Source organism: bacterium (genome assembly GCA_035559435.1).
Lineage (GTDB): Bacteria > Zixibacteria > MSB-5A5 > WJJR01 > WJJR01 > JACQFV01.
The window spans coordinates 1-18,330 of record DATMBC010000032.1 but is presented as its reverse complement, the minus strand read 5'-3'; the positions used below and the strand labels follow the sequence as shown (position 1 = coordinate 18,330).

Annotated in this window: 13 protein-coding genes; all 13 read right to left on the bottom strand. The window is 63.7% G+C overall.

Annotated elements, in window-relative coordinates; all coding sequences use genetic code 11:
- Nucleotides 1–150: 150 nt before the first annotated feature.
- Nucleotides 151–1,344, bottom strand: a complete 1,194-nt coding sequence (locus VNN55_03855) for a hypothetical protein (protein HWO56683.1) — start codon at nt 1,342–1,344, stop codon at nt 151–153.
- Nucleotides 1,341–3,254: an ABC transporter ATP-binding protein gene (locus tag VNN55_03850; GenBank protein ID HWO56682.1), complete on the bottom strand. Its 1,914-nt coding sequence runs from the start codon at nt 3,252–3,254 to the stop codon at nt 1,341–1,343. The genes VNN55_03855 and VNN55_03850 overlap by 4 nt, the downstream gene beginning before the upstream one ends.
- Entirely contained in the window at nt 3,251–4,360 is a 1,110-nt protein-coding gene (locus tag VNN55_03845) for a glycosyltransferase family 9 protein (GenBank protein HWO56681.1), read from the bottom strand. Before VNN55_03845 ends, VNN55_03850 begins: the two co-directional genes overlap by 4 nt.
- 581 nt (nt 4,361–4,941) lie before the next feature.
- Nucleotides 4,942–5,463, bottom strand: a complete 522-nt coding sequence (coaD, locus tag VNN55_03840) for a pantetheine-phosphate adenylyltransferase (GenBank protein HWO56680.1) — start codon at nt 5,461–5,463, stop codon at nt 4,942–4,944.
- Entirely contained in the window at nt 5,460–6,035 is a 576-nt protein-coding gene (gene rsmD / locus VNN55_03835) for a 16S rRNA (guanine(966)-N(2))-methyltransferase RsmD (protein HWO56679.1), read from the bottom strand. Before rsmD ends, coaD begins: the two co-directional genes overlap by 4 nt.
- The gene (locus VNN55_03830; protein ID HWO56678.1) at nt 6,032–6,511 is read right to left on the bottom strand and encodes a ComEA family DNA-binding protein; all 480 of its coding nucleotides are present in this window, start codon (nt 6,509–6,511) and stop codon (nt 6,032–6,034) included. The genes rsmD and VNN55_03830 overlap by 4 nt, the downstream gene beginning before the upstream one ends.
- Complete coding sequence (locus VNN55_03825; GenBank protein HWO56677.1) at nt 6,511–7,398, bottom strand: M28 family peptidase; 888 nt, start codon at nt 7,396–7,398, stop codon at nt 6,511–6,513. The genes VNN55_03830 and VNN55_03825 overlap by 1 nt, the downstream gene beginning before the upstream one ends.
- Nucleotides 7,399–7,462: 64 nt before the next feature.
- Nucleotides 7,463–13,573, bottom strand: a complete 6,111-nt coding sequence (gene sprA, locus VNN55_03820; GenBank protein ID HWO56676.1) for a cell surface protein SprA — start codon at nt 13,571–13,573, stop codon at nt 7,463–7,465.
- Between the two features lie 233 nt (nt 13,574–13,806).
- Nucleotides 13,807–14,772 (bottom strand): UDP-N-acetylmuramate dehydrogenase, encoded by a 966-nt coding sequence (murB, locus tag VNN55_03815; protein HWO56675.1) that lies wholly within the window; start codon nt 14,770–14,772, stop codon nt 13,807–13,809.
- A gap of 168 nt (nt 14,773–14,940) precedes the next feature.
- A complete protein-coding gene (locus VNN55_03810) occupies nt 14,941–15,264 on the bottom strand; it encodes a DUF1844 domain-containing protein (GenBank protein ID HWO56674.1) in 324 nt (107 codons plus the stop codon).
- 44 nt (nt 15,265–15,308) lie between these two features.
- Entirely contained in the window at nt 15,309–16,913 is a 1,605-nt protein-coding gene (locus VNN55_03805; GenBank protein HWO56673.1) for a cytochrome c3 family protein, read from the bottom strand.
- Nucleotides 16,910–17,983, bottom strand: a complete 1,074-nt coding sequence (locus VNN55_03800; protein ID HWO56672.1) for a cytochrome bc complex cytochrome b subunit — start codon at nt 17,981–17,983, stop codon at nt 16,910–16,912. The genes VNN55_03805 and VNN55_03800 overlap by 4 nt, the downstream gene beginning before the upstream one ends.
- On the bottom strand, nt 17,980–18,330 hold a 351-nt coding region (locus VNN55_03795), incomplete at its 5' end, for a Rieske (2Fe-2S) protein (GenBank protein ID HWO56671.1). The genes VNN55_03795 and VNN55_03800, both read right to left, overlap by 4 nt.

Genomic DNA, 18,330 nt, shown 5'->3' with positions numbered 1-18,330 from the left:
GATCAGTTCAGCGTGGTGTCGTCCGGCCACGGTGACCCGCCAGCCGCGCGCGGCCAGGGCGGAGCCCACCTGCACAATCCAATGCTCTCCCCCGCCCCAGAAGGGGAGCGAATCACAGAAGAGCGCATGCTTTACAAAGCTCATCTCTGCTCAAATGAGTGGCGACACGGTACATCGGCAGCCGACATGGAGCGGCACCTTGGGGTAGTCCCGAGGGCCAAATTTCCGCCCGGATGCCTGCTGGCAGAAGCGGCAGGGCGTCCCAGTAATCGGGATTATCTCCCAGCCAGCGACGAACGCAGCCTCCTCCCGTAGTTCCGCCGGTGGTCGAGTGGCATACTTGGACATTGCATAAGTATGCTCCAGCAATTCCGCTACAGCTCGGCTCCATTCCCAGCCTTCCTCTAGCGCCTCGAGTTTCCCCGGGTCTCCAAAGTCGGGAAGTGGCTTAAGTAGGAAGAGCTCCCGTAAGGCGAATGTCTCGCCAAGCTTCTTTTCGATTTCCGGTGCAGAGCAGAGTGCCTCGATGGCCTTTGCTTTTCGTGTGAATCGCGGCAATCCACACTTTTCCCCGATCAGATTCATCGACTTCAAAGTGAACGTCGAGAGAATCTTATCCGTAGGTATCGCGCTTCCGCGTATCGCGAGATTCCTCTCAACGAGTTCCTCAAAGCGGCGACGGTGATGATGCTGTGCCGGAATTCTAACAGCTTCGCCATCTGAGCGGTAGTACGAAAGATAGAGTCGCAGTATCTCATGCCCATAAGTCCGAAGCAATTCATCGTCTAAACGTTCATCCGACGGTTCGTTTTCAAACAGGACCTTGAGATCTGCAAACGGGATGACATCAAGATCTAACAAGGCCTTGTCACTGCACTCGGCGAGCACGTCTCGGCGATCTGCGTCGGACAGATCCGACCATCCGACAACGGATTGCGATAACTCGGCGACTCTAGCCAAGTATTTCGGCCTGTATTCCTGAACATACAAATCAATCTCCTGGCATCGAACGTTATGCTCTGCAATGATTGAAGTAATATCTGCAAGTTCGCCGCCAGAATCCATCGCCGCATCCAGCGCGAGTCTCAGTCGAGTAGCGATCTCCGCTGAGCCGCACTTCACAGAAAGGGTGAAGTTCGACCCGGGATTGAGGATCCAGATTCCAGGCGTGGCCGCTTTAGGCATGGGTTCATCATAATCTTCCGAGGGTTCGTCCGTCTTCTGGCCACGTAAGACATCGCGATGAAGTGTGCTGCTTGTGTGCTGATCGGAGAGTGTTCTTGAAGCAATCCATATCACCCATACGGCGATCACAATCGTGATCGCGATGATAATGAATGTCATGTATGAGTTTCTCCTTCCCCAGTTCTTGTGACCGGCTGCAGAAGAGCCTCTGCTTCAAACTGTAAGTTATGCAGACGGCGGTAGAGGCCGTCGCGGACGATCAGTTCCTCGTGGGTGCCGCGCTCGACGATCTGCCCCTTGTCGAGGACGACGATCAGATCGGCGCGGCGCACGGTCGAGAGGCGATGCGCCACGATGAGCGCGGTGCGGTCGGCCAGCAGGTTGTCGATGGCGCGCTGGACCGCGAATTCGGATTCGGTGTCGAGAGAGGAGGTGGCCTCATCGAAGATCAGGATCGGCGGGTCCTTGAAGATGGCGCGGGCGATGGCCAGCCGCTGGCGCTGGCCGCCCGAGAGTTTGACGCCGCGCGGGCCGATCAACGTGTTCCACTTCTCCGGCAGCGCCTCGATGAATTCGAGCGCATAGGCGGCATCGGCGGCGCGGCGCAGCCGGTCGGGATCGATGGGATCGTAGCCGTAGGCGATGTTGCGCGCCACCGTGTCATAGAAGAGAACGACATCCTGGGTGACGACGCCGAGATGGTCGCGCAGGGATCTGGCGGTGAGCGAACGCAGATCATGGCCGTCGATGGTGATGGCGCCGGCGACGGGATCATAGAAACGGGCCAGAAGGTCGCAGAGGGTCGACTTGCCGCCGCCGGAGGGGCCGACCAGGGCCACCGATTGGCCGCGTTTGATGGTCAAGTCGATGTCGCGCAGGACCAGCTCGCCGCCATAGGAGAACGAGACACGGTCGAAGCGGATTTCGGAATGAAAGCCGCGCAAGGGTTGCGCGTCGGGGGCGTCCTTGACATCGACGGGCGTGTCGAGCGCCTCGAAGACACGCTCGGCGGCGGCTTCGCCCTCGGCGAGGCGGGCATGCACGCCCGCCAGCGCCTTGACCGGCTGGATGAGCGAAAAGACCAGGAGAACATAGGTCATGAACTCGCTGGGCGTGAAGCCGGAACCATCAAGCACGGTCAACCCGCCGAACCAGAGGATGATGACGCCCGCGACGGTGCCGAGGAATTCGTTGATCGGCGAGCTGGCCAGACGGGCGCGGGCCATCTTCACCATCGCCTTGTAGTATCCCTTGTTCGCCTCGGCGAAGCGGGCTTTTTCATGATCCTCGCGTCCGAATGCCTTCACGACGCGCACGCCGCCGATCGATTCCTCGAGGATCGAGGAGATGTCGCCCATGCGTTCCTGGGCGCGTCGGGAGTAGCGGCGGATGTAGCGCCAGACCAATGTCATCGCGCCGATTGCCAGCGGCAGGACCAGCATCGCCAGAAGCGTCAGACGCCAGTTGAGCACAAACAGCGAAATCAAGAGCACCAGCACCAGAAGCGGATCGCGGAAGAGGCGTCCGAGGGCCAGATCGAGCATGTCGTTGAGGATGCGAACATCGTTGCCGACGCGCGAAATCACCTGTCCGGTGCGGGTGCGGGTGAAGTAGGCCAGCGAGAGGTCATGGTAGTGCTCGAACATCCGGTCGCGCAGGATGCGGATGATCCGTTGCTGGGCCAGGGCGACGGTGAACGACTGGATGTAGCCGAAGACCGCCTTGAGCAGCGAGATGATGAGGATGGCGACACACAGCCGCGCCAGCGTCGCGGTGGTGTCGTCGGTGACCATCAAATCGCGCAGGAAACGGTGGAACGCGACCTTGATGCCGGCGAACATCTGATCGATGCCGCCGCCGGAGAGGGTCTCGACCGCGGGCGAGGCGGCGCTGGGGAGTTGGCCGAAAAGCGCGCCGACCAACGGACCGATGAGCCAGATCTGCAATGCCGAGAGCAGAACGAACAACACGGTGGCGGCGACCGACCAGACCACCAGCGCGCGGTGCGGACGGATATAGGCGACAAACCGCCACAACGGCGAGCGTCGGGTTGGGGCGGTGGCGCTCACGCGATCGCGCTCCTGGAGGCGGCGGTCAATGCGCCGATTTCGACCAGCGAAAGAATGCGCGCGGTGATCCCTGCGATGTCAGGATGGTCGGGATCGTCGAGGACGGCGATGTCGCGCGGGCCGAGCGGGCGGTAGCGGGCGAGTTTGTCGACCACGAAGACGGTGACGACCGCTTGCCGAGGGGGTGTGGCGGCGGCCAGATGCATCGGGCCGCAGTCGCCGGAGAAAAAGACCTCGGCGGCGGCAACCGCCGCGACGAAATCATGAAAGCGGAGGATACCGAGCGGGCGAACGCCGGAGTCGACCGCGCGCATCATCTCCTCGGCGGCCTGCGTGTCGGCCGGTCCCCAGACCACGCCAACCTGGCAGCCCTGCGCGGCGAGACGGTTGGCGACGGCGGCGAAGTGCACGGCCGGCCAGCGTTTGCGACCGCGCGCGCCGGGATGGATGATCACGGTGGGCTTATCGCTGCGCCACCCCTGGTCGCGCCAGATCCGTTCGGCGGCGCCGTGGTCGGCCAGCGGCTTGAGCAGGGGACGCGGGTCGGGATCGACAGCGGCAATCGCGCGCAAAAGATCGAGGTGACGCTCGGTCTCGTGGCGATCATCCGGAGCGACCGGGACAGGGACTTCATAGCACTGCCCCGCCCCGCCGCGGTCATGGCCGATGCGAAAGCGTCCGCCGGAGCAGGCGGCGATGGCCAGGTGCGTGAACGACACGGAATGATCGCCGGCGGCGTCGAAGACCAGATCGTAGCGGCATTTGCGCAGACGGCGGATGAACGCCGCGAACGCGATCGGGTTGCGGGCATAGCTCCGCTTGTCGAAGGGGATGAACTCATCGACGGAAGGGATCCACTCGCGCAGATCCCAATACCGGCGCGCCATGACCAGCGAGAGACGCGCCTGCGGGTAGTGCCCGCGCAGGGCATTGAGCAACGGGATGATCAGGATGGCGTTGCCGATGCGTTCATCGGGACGAACGACCAGGATGCGGCGCACGGCCGTATGGTCGATGTCGGCTCGCCCCTGCCGGGGCGTGCGCGACAGCCGTGTCAGCCCAAACAGGCCGAGGCGTTTAAGTTGTCGTTCGAAGACGCTGGCCATGCCGTGGTAATAACGGCAATTGCCGGGGGGTAGTAAAGAGCGGCGGGGGTCGCATCCGATGTGCCTCCAAGGTTGTAATGCGGGGCGCAGCGAAACAGACAATGGTGGGTGTTTGAATGCGAATTGCGATTGTAGGGGCGGGTCTGAGACCTGCCCGGGGTGCCGCCGGCAAAGAGCAGGCTCGGCGGAAGCCTCGCCCTCCCGATCGAGAATGATCGATGCGAATGGGAGGGCGAGGATCCTGCCGAGCCGCTGCGGATGGCGGGCGCGTTGGTCGCCAATACGCGAGTCTGTTCGGGGGACAGCGATGGACATGGATGCGACGTGGTCATCATGCTGCGGCGGCTCACCGGGAGGCTCGCCCTCCCGGTATATCATGCATTGCGTGGATGGGGTTCTCCCCTGTTGCCGTCCGGTCTTGTCATGCTGAGCGGAGCGAAGCATTTGCTTTTGACCGTCGGTGGGAAAAGCAGATCCCTCTCCGCCTGCGGCGGATCGGGATGACAATGTTGGGTATTGAAACGTGAATTGGAATTGTAGCGTCGGGTCTCTGACCTGCCCGTGCACAAAATGATGGGCGTTCAGTGACGGGCGAAGCGGTTGCGCAGGGCGGTGAGGACCGGGGGTGGAACAAAGGCGGCGACATCTCCGCCGTGGCGGGCAACATCCTTGATGATGGCCGAGGAGAGATAGGTGTATTTGGCGTTGGGCATCAGAAACACGGTCTCGACCGTGGGGGCCAGTGAGCGGTTGGTGAGGGCGATCTGAAATTCGAACTCAAAGTCGGAGACCGCGCGTAGACCGCGGATGATCGAAAGCGCCTTGCGGTCGGTGGCCAGATAGGCGGTGAGCCCCTCGAACTCGACCACCTCGACACGCTCGGCCCAGTCCTGCGCCTTCAGGAACGGGAGCGATTCGCGGATGAGCTTGACCCGCTCGGCGCCGGAAAACAGCGGCGACTTGTTGGGGTTGATCGCCACGGCGATCAACAAGCGGTCGAACAGATGCAGGGCGCGGTCGATCAAGTCGAGATGGCCGTTGGTGATCGGGTCGAAGGTGCCGGGATAGATGCCGAGACGGTCATTGGCGGCGGACTTGGTCATGATGGCTCCTGCGATTGGCTGGGCGCCCAGCGCCAGAAGGAAAGCAGAGTATCGCCAAAGCGCCGCGTAGTCCAGACGGAAAATCCCGGGGGCGGATCGCCGGGTTCATCCTTCTTGTGCGATTCGATGACCAGGACCCCCTCATCGGCGCGGCAGTCGGCGGCGGCGACGGCGCGCAGGACCTTGGCCGGCCAGCCCTCGCCATAGGGCGGATCGGCGAGGATGAGCGTGAAGGCGTGACGGTCGGCGCGCAGCGATTTGAGCGCGGCCAACGCATCGGCGCGAAGGGTCTCCATCTCCGACCCGATGCCCAGCGACCTGGCGTTGTCGAGCGTCTTGCGCAGCGATTTCGGCGAGCGATCGACGAAGACGACCTGCGCGGCGCCGCGCGAGATCGCCTCGAGGCCGAGTGTGCCGGCGCCGCAAAACAAATCGAGCACCACCGCGCCGGGGACATCGTGCATGAGAATATTGAAGAGCGATTCCTTGACCCGGTCGGCGGTGGAGCGTACGGCGGGATCGGGAACCGGCGCAAGACGGCGTCCCTTGAAGCGGCCGGCGATGATCCTCACGGCTGCCCTCCCTTGCCCGCGGTGTCGGCGGCGGGCTGGGAGAATCTGACCCAGCCGGAGAGCATCGCGGCCTTGCGCGGGCCGATGCCGCGGACACGCTGCAGATCGATCAGATTGACGAAGGCGCCGTTGGCGTCTCGTTCGGCGACGATCCGTCGCGCCAGCTCCGGGCCGATGCCGGGCAGACGCGCCAGGGCGCGCACATCGGCGGTGTTGATGTCGATCTCCTGGGCGTAGTCGCGACGGGGACGCGCGGCGGCTGAATCGCCGGCGTGTCGGGCGGAGTCGGGCTCGGCACGCGGTTCGAGGAAGACATCCTCCAACGCCCAGACGGGCGCCTGGGGACGGCGGCTTTCGGCCCAGTGATCGATGGCCACCAACGCGCAACCGACGAGCGCGAGCGCCAAAAGCGCGACGATCTCGCGGCGGCTGAAGCCATACGGCCCGGCGTGATGGTCAGAATCGCGGTCGGGCATCAGAGGTCATAGACCACGCCGACCAAGACGCGTCCGACGGCCGTCAGCGACGCCGGAGCGCACTTGTCGATCGTGTCGTGGGTGGTGTGCCAATGGGGATAGTCGAAGTCGATGATGTTGATGGCGGTGATGCCCTTGGCCAGCAGGGGCATGTGGTCATCGAAGACATCGCTGCCGCGCGCGCGCTGAAAGGCGGTCTCGCCCAGTTTTTCGGCCTGGGACCAGACGCGATCGACCAGTTCGGGCGCGAGGCGGTATGAATTGGCTTCGATGGGGATTGTCAGATCCTTGTCGCCGATCATGTCAACGTTGATCGCCCAGCGGTAGCGGGCGGGCAGACGGGCGGCGAAGTGAAATGAACCCTGGCACCAGCGTCCGGGGCTGTCGCCATAGTCGCCGCTGTCCTCGCCGTCATAGAAAGCCAGATCGACGCCGATCGGCGGCGGCATCGAGTCAAACAGGCGCGCCAATTCGAGGAGCACGGCGACGCCGGAGGCGCCATCGTTGGCGCCGGCGATGGGCTGGGCGCGGAGCGTCGAATCGGGATCGAAGTCGGCATGGGGCCGTGTGTCCCAGTGCGCACTGAGCAGAATCCTCTCCCCGGCGTCGGGATTGAAGCGGGCGATGATGTTCATCATCGCCACGGTGTCGGAGCGGCCGAGGATGACGCCGCGGAAGGGCTGGGTCCAGACCGAGTCGGCCAGCGGGCGCAATTGGGCGATGATCCACTCGACGCACTGGAGGTGGCCGCCGCTGCCGGGGATGCGCGGGCCGAACTGCACCTGGCGGGCCAAATCGGCGAAGGCGCGGTCGCCGTCGAAGGTCGGTTGCGGCGCGGCGCAGGCCACGGCGGAGAGCGCCAGAAGCAGAGTCAGGGCGATGCGCATGGGGAGAGTATAGGGGATGACGGCGGCGCGCGGTAGCGCGAGGATCGGCCGGGAGTAACCGGACTTAGAAGGTGAACTCGGCCCAGAATCCGAGACTGCGGACATGGGTCTTGCGGCGGCCGGAGCTGGGCGAGATGTCGTTGCGGTCGGTCCACTCGGCGGTCATCCCGCCCTTGACGCGCATCGAGAAGGAGTAGGTCGCCTGCGGGGTGATCGACAGCGACTTGCTCGAGCCGGTGAGCGTGAAACTCGCCACGCTGTCGGGTCGGTTGTAGGACTCGTCGATTTTGTAGTTGATGCCCACCGACAGCGACATGGTTGAGCGCAGCCGCAGGCCGCGCAGGATCGGCAGCGGGATGCCGTTGGGCGAGGAGAAGGAGTAGTTGCCGGTGATGCGCAGCGAACTGGCCTCCTTGCGCAGGATCTGGCGGTTGTTGAACTGCCGGGTCTCGGCGTCGCCGACATCGTAGCTGACGTTGGTGGTGATCCCGTTTTTGGTCGTGCCCTGCACCGAGAACAGCGGCGCGAACTGCTTGGTGATCGTCTCCGACTGGCGCACGCCGCCGGTGAAGGCCTCGTCGCGCTTGCGCTCATAGCCGAAGCGGGCCGAGGCGGAGGAGAACAGCCAGCGCAACAGGAAGAAACGCTCCAGGCGCTGCAGACCGGTGGACAGCGACGGGAAGATGACGCCTTCGGTGGCGTTACTGGAGGAGCCGGCCTTGATCGTCGAGGTCTTGTTGGCGGTGTAGCCGCTGCTGAGATTGATCACGCCGAAGAGGTTGATCTGGTTTTTGGCGCTGAAGGTTTCCTTGTCGGATTTTGTGTTGACCAGAATCTGCGAGCCGCTGCCGAGGTTGGGGGCCAGGGGCGTCCGCTCATCGAGATCGAAACCGAATCGGTACCGCCAGGTGGGCCGGTTGTCGAGATCGCGGCGCGTGTCGCCGTTGGAGCGGCCATAGTTGAGGGTGGTCGCGCCGATGGGTGAAGTGAGCCAGCGGAGACCGCCCATGAGCGATCGCCAGGCATCGACGGGCATGGCGCCGCCGCCGGTGGCGGCGGGTTTGGGCGCCTCGGTGGTGTCGGGTTTCTCTTCCTTGTCGCGATCTTGTTGCTGCGCGCGGGCGCCCATCCGCTTGTCGGTGCGCGGCTGATTGCCGGCGGCGCGACTGGCGCCGCCGCCCGCCTTGGCGCGCGCGCCCATGAAACCCCAGAACTTCGCCGGCTCGAAGGTGCCGGAGATCGACCAACTGCGCGATCCCGAGACATCGTGGTCGTCGTTGAGACGGTCGATCTTGTCGTTGAAGACCGTGGTGTAGTTGAACGTCGGCGCCAGGAACGAGACAAGATTGGGACGGTAACTGGCGCTGGCGTTTTGCGAGTAGCCGAGTTCCCGGCCGAACTTGAACTTCTTGGGATTGAGCGACAGGTTCAGATCGTTATCTTCCGACAGGTCGCGATTGGTCGTCATATCGAACTTGACGGCGACCGACGGGATCGGAGAAAAGTTCACGCCGGCGGAACCATTGAACGAACGCACATACGATTCCGTCGCATCGCCGAGGGTGCTGATCTGCAGCGACCGAGTGCGCTGCATCGTCCCCTGCGCCCGGAAGTCGGTCGGCAGAATGGAGAACGGCGTGGCATAGAGGCGCTTCGGGAACAGCAGATAGCGTGTCCAGAAAAGCGGCGGGAAGGTGAGCCGCTCGCCGAACTTCAGTTTGTAGTCGGCATAGGCGGTGTAGCCGTTGGCCTCCGAATACGGCCGTGTCGGTGTCCACTGCCGCGAGCGGGTCAGCGAGAACCGCGTGGTGAGCGCGCTCAGCGTCGAGGTGACCAGCCAGTTGGTCGACTTGGGACGGATCGTAACCGGGATCGAGAGCCCCTCGCTGATCATGGTGGAGCGCTCGGTTTCCTGTCGTTTCTTGGTCAATACGATGTCCGAACCGGTGAGCAGCCGCGGGGTGTTGACGTCCTTGTTGTAGGTGACCGAGATCGGCAGATTGACGCCGAGTGCCTCGGGGAAGAACTTGTGCACGGCGATGTTGCCGTTGGCGCTGTACTTCATCTGGTCGCCGCCGGCTTGGACGCTGGAACTGCGGCCCTCGTTCAGCTGGCGGAAGGAATAGGTCTTGGCATCGAGGCCGACGGTGCCGCCGATCAGGTCCGCCATCTGGACAGTGAGGCGTCCCGAGGCGGCCAGACCGGGATCCTTGCGCACTTCCACCAGGCGCAGTTCATCGAACCAGGTCTCGCCGGACACCGGTGGATCATTGGGGTCGCCGACACGGAGAATGCCGATCTCGCGGTAGATGATGCTGGCGAGACTGGGCTGGCCATAGATGCCGGTGCGATAGACCGGATCGTAGACATATTCCGGGCCGCCAGCGCGTCCAACTCCGGTGGAATCCTTCAGCGCGGTGATCTGGTTGAAATCAATCAGCATCTGGTTGGCGCGCCAGTTCTCGTCGTGGTTGTCGACATAGCGCAGGGTGTCGATGTACTCGTAGTAATTCTGCGCGTTCTGCCCGAACCGCAGGTAGAACAGGGTCTTGCCGTCGCGCGCCGACGAGTCGGCGTGGACCCACATGGCCAGAGAGCGGTAGCCGGTGAAGTCTTCCTTGGTGACGGTGATTTCGGCTTTGCCCTCGTTGCCGGCGCGGAAGTTCTGATGAACCAGAATCAGCGACTGTTCCTTCTCGCGGTAGTTGGTGCGCGGGTCGCGGTAGCCGCTGACGCCGGGGGGCGAGAAGTAGTCGGCGTTCTCCTCGGTGTTCTTGACGCCCAGTTGGAAGTCGGGGGCGGGTTGGGCGGTGATGGTGTCGGCGCCGACGAGCGTGGACTTCCAGGTGCGCTCGACGATGTCAGCGGCGGCGATGTAGATGCGCGTGGTCGAGTCGGCGCCGGAGAGCCAGAGACGCGCATACTGGATCTGATTGGAGTCGGGCTTGACGCCGGGGTCGGCGAAGGTCTGGTAGTACTTCGAATCCCACAGCGGAATGCGGTAGGTTTTCCAGACCAGGGCGTTGGCGAAGCCGGTGACGTCACCGGAGGTCTTCTCGGAATTCTGCACCAGGGCCGGATCGAACTCGTCATCGAGGTTGATCGCCAGCTCGTAGTAGGCGTTGACGCGGTCAAACTCCGATTCGCCGCCGAGGTCCTCGGTGTCGGGACGCGAGCCGCGCACGGGGTCGGAGAGCGAGTTCTCGGTTCCGTTGATGTGGTCGTAGTTGTTGCGCGTGTCGGGATCGCTGTCGTAGGACCAGTTGTCGCCGGCCGGGTCGGGGTTGGTCACCGGATCGTAAGGGGTGCCATCGGCGCTGACTTCATCGACGTCGGCCAGACCATCCAGCCCGATGTCCTCGCCGATGTCGAGAATCTTGTTGGGCGGCAGGCCGGGTCCTTCGGGGCGGTCTTCGGTGTCGAGACTGCCGTTGTCGTTGACATCCTCGGTGATGCGTCCGAGATCGACGCGCAGCACGCCGGCGTTGTTGCCGCGGCGGACCACCGCCATGCGGATTTCGAGGTACTCGGCGCGCGACTGATCCCATTGCGAGAAGGGCAGCCCGCGCATGATGCCGCCCCAGGCGGCAGTGTTGGGATCGCCGGCCTCGCGGGTCTGCGATCTCTGCGGCCGCGCCTCGAGGACCAGCACATGGGTGCGGCGGTCGGCGGTGCGGTCGCGGTTGGGATCGCGGTCATAGATGTCGATGTCCTGGAATTGCGTGTATGGGTTAAACCAGATGAACGCCGGATCATGGAGGCCGCGGGTCGGCAGGAGATCGGAGCCGTTGGCGGCATACGGCGGCGAGGCGATCGACCAGGACTCGCGGATCACACCCAGCCCGGAGGCGCGCTTGGTCCCTTCGAAATCGTCGATAAAGACGCTGCCGCGCGTGTTGGGATTGGGCATCGAGCGGGCAATCGCCCCCTGGAAGGAGAGCGCGGAATTGGCCTTGGTATTGACCAGCGGGATGGCGTTGGCCATCGCCGTCAGGAAGGCCGGCGAAGTCGACCAATTGAGGAAGTACTCGCCGACGAAGTCGCGGTAGGGCTCGGCGCCCAGTTGCGCGGGACGGTCGGTGGCCTTGGTGCCCTTGTAGAGCATGGTCGCGCCGGTGCGCAACGTCGAGGTGGGCTCGTATTTGGCCGAAAAGCCGAAGAGCGTGCGTTTCTCCGCCGAGATAAAGGGCGCGTATTCGTAGTCAATCGTCACCGTGGCGGTCGGGTCGAGCACGTTGTCGTCGATGAACGTGACGATGCCGGTGGTGTAATCGATTTCGTAATGCAGGTCGCGCGAGAGGCGTTGGCCGTTCTTGGTGACGACTTCGGAGCCCTCAAGGATGTTGATGGTGCCCAGCGAGACCTGCTTGGAGCGCTGGCGCGAGGTCAGCTTCAGGTAGTACTTCGATGAATCACGCAGGTCATTGGGATTGGCCGAGGTGTAGAGACTCGGAATCTTCTGGAGCAACAGCTCGTTGTCGGCAAAGGGCCGTCGTGAGGGGAAGATGAGCAGGCCGCGGGTGGTATCGAGGATGGCGGCGTTGTCATCAACCTTGCCGTCGGGGGTGGCCGCGCCGGTCGAGTTGGTCCGGTCCAGATCAAAGATGCGCAGGTAGTATTGGCCGTCGGACTGCTGATTCTTGTTGGCGCGGTTGGCCTCGTCGCCGACGGCGCCCTTGTAGATGTCCAGATCGAGCTGCAGGTAGTCGATGTTGCGGATGCGCAGGTCGTAGACGTTTTTCCACTCGGCGTCCCAGAGCGGGTCGGAGGGCTGCGGGTTGGCCCGTTTGAGCATCTGCAACCGGAAGGGCGAGGTGCTGCGATTGCCGAAGGTGAGCGTGCCGCCGTCCGCCTTCCGCACGACCATGTAGTAGGCGATCACCGACGTCTGGATGTTCTGCAGGCGTGTCGGGAAGAAGACATAGTACTTGCCGGCGACCGTGTCCTGGATCAGTTCGTAATCTTCGGTGATGCCCAGTTCGCGGAAACGCTGCTTGACCGAGTCGGGGGAGGCGCTGGGCTGTTGCGAATTCGGATAGGCGACGGCCTCGGGCTGGTTGGGGTCAAGACTGCCGACGCCCTGATAAAGCCAGAATTCAACGATCCGGTCGCCGGGGGCGAGATAATTCACGCCGCCGATGAGGCCGACATCAAAGAAGCGATAGCGGTCGAACTGATAGTCGCGGATGATGATTTCCTGCTCGTTGGCGCCGGCGGTCAGGCGCGAGCGGGCGGTGTTCCCCTTCTCCTGCGAGGCGATCGCCTTCCAGTCGATGGCGCCGAGTTTGCCGGCCATGCCGATACCGAAGAGCCCCTGGATGCGCTCGGAGTAACCGATGAAACGGGCGTCGGAGAGCGCGATGGTGGTGTTGCCGAGGTCGATCGACTGGATGATGTCATCCTCGTCGGACTTGTAACGGACGATGATGCGGTTTTCCAGATCGGTGGTGCGGCGCGAGTCCTGGTCGACCGAGACGGTGATCTTGGAGCCGATGGTCCCCTCGACGGTGAAGCGGTTGATCTGCTCCATTTTCAGCGAGGGAAACTTGTTCTGTTTCACCGTGGAGACGCTCTGTCCATCGTTCCATTGCGAGCGTCCGGCGAAGGCGATGCGCTGATAGCCGGAGACCTTCAGTCCCGCGCCGCCTTCGCCGACGATGCTGGTGACCGCCGACGGCAGTTGCAGGCCGATTTTGAGTTCGCCCTGTTTCTGACGGTCGCTGCGCGAGAGCAGGGTGATGACGCTGTCGTTCCAGACACGGACCAGTCCCTCGCGGCGGCGGAAGGCCTCGTAGGTGCGCAGATCGAGAGAATCGCGGCGGGTGAGCTCGCCGAGACGCAGATCGAGGGCCCAGGGGTTGGCCTCGGTGGAATCCTTGTGTTGCCGGAGGACGCGTCGGCCGGTCTGCGCGACCGGTTGCGCGGTCGACAGACGGGTGGTGGCGGCGCCGCGGCTGGCCGCCAGGTTGGGCGCGGGTGTCGGCGCGCTGCTCACCGGGCCGAGCGGCTCGGCCAGAAGATACATCGTCGGCAACGTGACAACGGTATCCGGCGGCGGCGGGGTCAGTTCAAGCGTCCAATAAAGCGAGAGGGTATCCGAGGGGAGCGACAGACCCGGGGCGGCCCAAATGGAAACGTCGGCGCGCGCGACAAAGAGCAAGATGGCCAGCGCCAACAGGACCGGCCCACGCGACCGACGACGTATGCGATTGTGCAAATCCAAGCAGTGCCAGTAACGCACACCCACCCTCACGGGTTAGTCCTAATCAGTCGAGTCGGGCGATACGCGCTCCTTTCGTTAATGGTGTCGGCGATAAACGAGCAAACCCAATGCCGCTCAGCAGGAAAATATACCTTCTGGGCGCTGCCGTGGCAATGCAACAGACGACACTCCGCCCACTGATACACTCAGGCGGATGATCCGCCGACCGGATGTGGTTCGCCGATGAAACGGACCTCGCTTTGCAACTCTATGCCGTAGGCGTCGCGGACCCTGGATTTCATCAATTCGGCGAGCGCCAGAACATCATGGGCGGTGGCGCCACCTAGGTTGACGATGACGTTGGCGTGCTTTTCGTAGACTCCGGCGCCGCCCACCTTAAGCTCCTTGGCCCCAACGGCTTCCAGTAGCTTTCCAGCCGGAACTTTGCCGTATTCAGCGTTCGGATCTTCGATATTCTTGAAGTATGATCCCGCCGATGGCAGGTCGGCGGGGAGCTTGGCGCTGCGGATGCCAATGATGCGATCGATCTCGGCGGAGATGGCGTCACGATCCCCCGGCGTCAGACCGATTTCGCAGGCCAGCACGGTCCAGCCGTTGCGGGCGCATCCCGATGTGCGGTAGGCGAACTCCATTTTCTCCAGAGGCAAGTGGAGGCGTTCGCCGTCGCGGGTCAAGACTTCGACGTCGACGAGGACGTCAGCGATAGACCTGCCATAGGCGCCGGCGTTGCCGAAGACCGCGCCGCCGACGCTGCCATAAATGCCGGAAGCGAACTCCAGCCCGGTGAGCGACTCATCGCGCGACCGATCCACCAGCGCGGCCAGTAGCGCCCCCGCTTCGGAGTGGAGATTGTTTCCGCGGCGTTCGATCCGTCCGGCGCGGTTATGGATCACCAGTCCGCGGATGCCCAGATCGGAGATCAGAACATTGGAGCCGTCGCCCAGCAGCGTGTAGGAGATTCGGTGCTCGCGCGCGACGGTGAGCGCCAGGGCGAGTTGATCGACGGTGGTCGCGGGGAAATACCAGTCGGCGGGGCCGCCGATTTTCAGCGTGGTCAAAGGCCCCAGCGGCACCGCAGCGCGCAAGTGCTCGCGCAAGGGCGCAGTCCAGGCGGGCCAGGTTTCGGGCGCAGACACGTTGGCGGTTTCCACCGTCCCTCCCCCTTGCGGTGCGGTGACAGCGACCCGCCGCCGGGCGTGCACATACATACCGGCGGCCGTCATGGGATAGAGTCGGAACAGGGGCGCGATCAGTCAACGCCAAACCCGGCCGTGCGCGCCAAACAGCGGAATGGTCCGGTCCTCCCCCGCCGGTGATACTCAGGCGTCCGGGGCATGGTTCGCGGGATTCTCGCCGGGGGCGGACCCGGGTCTGTCGTCGACAGCGCTGGCGGGATGGCGTGATTCCTCGACATAGTTCATCCGCAATTCAAAGAGGGCGCGTTCGAGGAAACGCGTTTCATCGTCGGTCAGATTGCCGCGTGTCTTTTGCTGGAGCATAGCGAGCAAATCGATGGTCTGGCGGACCGCATCAAGGTCGCGTTCGGCCTTACCGGTCAGGGGATTGGCCAGCTTGCCCAGTTGGATCATTCCGGAAGAATGCAACGAGGCCACCAATCCGATGAAGATGGCGGAATCGCTCATGGGGACAGTATGCTCTGTCCCCCACGTCCCTGTCAATCCCGGCGCTAACGGAAGCGCGTGCAGGAGAAGCGCAGCCACAGCAGGATGAGGATCACCGCGGTGGCAATCATCGCGTTCTTCACGCGCTGGCGCGCGGGTTCGTCGAGGTGAACGTTGGCCCAGATGTAGGTCAGGACAATGGCCGGAGCCAGAAGCACGATCCAGACCAGTTGGAAGATGTAGTCGAAGAAGAGCGCCGACTTGAAGGCGGCGGACTCGGAGATGAGATTGACGGCCACTGCGAGGGCGGCGGCGGCGGCCCAGACCACCAGGATGCGCCCGGTGCCCCAATGCGCCAACGGCATATGACGGACCTCCTGTGGGCGGGATGGATGGTTGCGCTCCAGCGCGCGAATCTTCAAGACAAGTCCGAGGGCGACCAGCATGATCAGTGGCAGCGAGAACCCCAACCCAAGGCGCCGCAAGCGCAGATCGTCAAGGGCATTCTCGCCATGGGCGATGACCCGTCCGGCATCCGCCAACCCGGCGGCGATCACCGCGCCGAATTTGGTGGTGTCGAAGTAATGGATCGCGGTGCGGGCCTTGATCAAGGCATCATCGGCGGCATGCATGTCGAACTTGCCGAGGGCGACATTGACGCCGCCGCGGGCGGCGCGGTCCAGCAGGCCGCGCGCGGCGGCCAGGGCGGTCTTGAGCGAATCGAGTTGATGGGCCATGTACGCGGCGGCTTGATATCCGGGCTCGCCCTCCGCATGACAGGTGATACACATTGAGCCGGAGCCGGTGCCGATCATTCTGTCGTCGGGCTCGGCGATGTCGTGGTGGTTGTGGCAGATGATGCAGTCGGCGACGCCGAGTTCGGCGAAGGCGGCCTTGTGCGGGCTCTCGTTGAAGAAGTCGCGGTTGTTGGCGTGGCATTCGCCGCAGGCGTTGGCGATGGAGGTCAGCCCCGGGGGCGTGGCGCCATGGTTGCCGTGGCAGTTGTTGCAGGTCGGCGCGGCCAGATCGCCGGCCGCCAGCTTCCGGCCGTGGACCGAGCGGGCATACTTCTCCTTCTGGTCATGGGGGAACCCATACCGCGCCATCAGAGCCGCATTGGCGTGGCAGCCGGTGCAGGTGGCGGCGACGTTGGTCTTGTAGACCGGGCTGCGGGTGTCGGAGATGGGCAGGATGCCATGCACGCCATGGCAGGAGACACAGGTGGCGACGTCGGTGTTGCCTTCGGCCAGCGCTTTGCCGTGGTGGCTGGACTTGTATTCGAGCAACTGATCGACGCGCAGTTTCGGATTGTACTGCTTCATGAATTCGACATCGCCGTGGCAGCGGTCGCAGAAGGCGGGGATGTCGGCGGTGGCGGGGGCGCCGACAAAGCCCTTGTCGAAATCATGGGCGAGCGAGGCATCCTCCTCGGCAGCGCCAACCGCCGGATTGCCGCCGTGGCAGTTATGGCAGGACAAGCCCTTCTGCAGGTGGACATCCTCGTGGATGCGCACCGTCGGGTTGTGCGGACGGGCGTCCGTCAGGCGTGTGTGGCAGGTGATGCAGCTGGAGGAGCCGGTCTGAGCGGCGGCCGGGGCGCAGAGGGCCAATGCGGCCAGCAGGGCCGATTGGACAACGGGCGCGGAAGCCATCATGGTTGGCTTTTTCATGCGACGTAGGCCAGATAGGTGAAGACGATCATATACACCAGCACGGTCCAGCCGATGGCGGCCAGGAGACGGTTGCGTTCCTCGCGTGCGGCGCGTTTGTCGAGAAACGGCACCAGGATCAAAAGCAGGGCCCCCAGCCCGAAGCCGAGAATGCCGAGGAATTCGCCGCTGACAAAGAAGACTCGCGCCGGGATGTATTTCAGCGTCTGGAACATGAAGCAAAAGAACCATTCCGGACGGATCCCGGCGGGGGCGGACGCCAGCGGGTCGGCCTTCTCCCCCAGTTCCCACGGGAAGATCGAGGCGAGGAGCACCAGCACACCCAGCGCGACGGTCCAGCCGACCAGATCGCGCAGGGCGAAGTTGGGAAAGAACGGAATGGTCGGCGACTTCTTGTATTCCTCGCCGATCGGCAGACTCATGCCGTGTTTCTGCACCAGCGCCAGGTGCGCGACCAGAAAGAAGGTGGCGATCATCGGCAGGATCGCGACATGCACGCCAAAGAAGCGGGTGAGGGTGGCGCCGGTGACATCATCGCCGCCGCGGGCAACGGTCAGGAGCCAGTGGCCGATCAGCGGGACCTCGCCCAGGATGTCGGTGCCGACCTTGGTGGCGAAGAAGGCCAGTTGATTCCAGGGCAGCAGATAGCCGGAGAATCCGAAGCCCAGCGACAGGAACAGAAGCAGCGCGCCGGAGACCCAGGTCAATTCCCGCGGCCGCCGGTAGGAGCGCAGGAAGAAGACCGAGAACATGTGCACGAAGGCGAAAAAGAGCATCAGGTTCGCCGACCAGGAGTGAATCGAGCGCACCAGCCAGCCGAAGGGCACTTCGGTCATGATGAACTCGACCGACTCGAAGGCGGCCTCGGCGGTCGGACGGTAATAGACCAGCAGCAGAATGCCGGTGACGATCTGGATCAGAAAGCAAAACAGCGTCATGCCGCCGAGGTAGTACCAGAGCGAATGGCGGTGCATGGGGACGCGTTTGTGCATCGCCAGATCGCGCAGGGCGCCGATGCCGAGGCGTTCATCGAGCCAGTTCCAGGCGCGTGCGGAGGCGGTCGTGTTCATGTGCGCGAGACGATGATCTGGTCGCCGCGGACGGCGACGCTGTAAACGGTGAGCGGGGCCGGCGGCGGCCCCTGAATGTTGTTGCCGTTGAGATCGTAGTGTCCGTTATGGCACGCGCACCAGATGCGTTCGAGATCGCCGCGATACTGCACGGTGCAATCCAGATGGGTGCAGATGGCGGAGTAGGCGCGGTAGTCGCCCTTGGCGGTCATCACCAGCAGGGCCGGGTCCTTGCCGAAGCGGAAGATCTTGCCGGTGTTGGGGGCCAGTTCGCCGGTTTTGGCGGCGACCACCTGCGCGGCCTGGGCCTCCGGGACCTGTGGCGGGATGACAAAGCGCACGAGGGG

What these genes read in the sequence shown, in the direction of transcription:
- VNN55_03855 (HWO56683.1), bottom strand. Translation starts at nt 1,344, where the DNA reads ATGACATTCATTATCATCGCGATCACGATTGTGATCGCCGTATGGGTG.
- VNN55_03845 (HWO56681.1), bottom strand. Translation starts at nt 4,360, where the DNA reads ATGGCCAGCGTCTTCGAACGACAACTTAAACGCCTCGGCCTGTTTGGG.
- coaD (HWO56680.1), bottom strand. Translation starts at nt 5,463, where the DNA reads ATGACCAAGTCCGCCGCCAATGACCGTCTCGGCATCTATCCCGGCACC.
- VNN55_03830 (HWO56678.1), bottom strand. Translation starts at nt 6,511, where the DNA reads ATGCCCGACCGCGATTCTGACCATCACGCCGGGCCGTATGGCTTCAGC.
- VNN55_03825 (HWO56677.1), bottom strand. Translation starts at nt 7,398, where the DNA reads ATGCGCATCGCCCTGACTCTGCTTCTGGCGCTCTCCGCCGTGGCCTGC.
- VNN55_03810 (HWO56674.1), bottom strand. Translation starts at nt 15,264, where the DNA reads ATGAGCGATTCCGCCATCTTCATCGGATTGGTGGCCTCGTTGCATTCT.
- VNN55_03805 (HWO56673.1), bottom strand. Translation starts at nt 16,913, where the DNA reads ATGAAAAAGCCAACCATGATGGCTTCCGCGCCCGTTGTCCAATCGGCC.
- VNN55_03800 (HWO56672.1), bottom strand. Translation starts at nt 17,983, where the DNA reads ATGAACACGACCGCCTCCGCACGCGCCTGGAACTGGCTCGATGAACGC.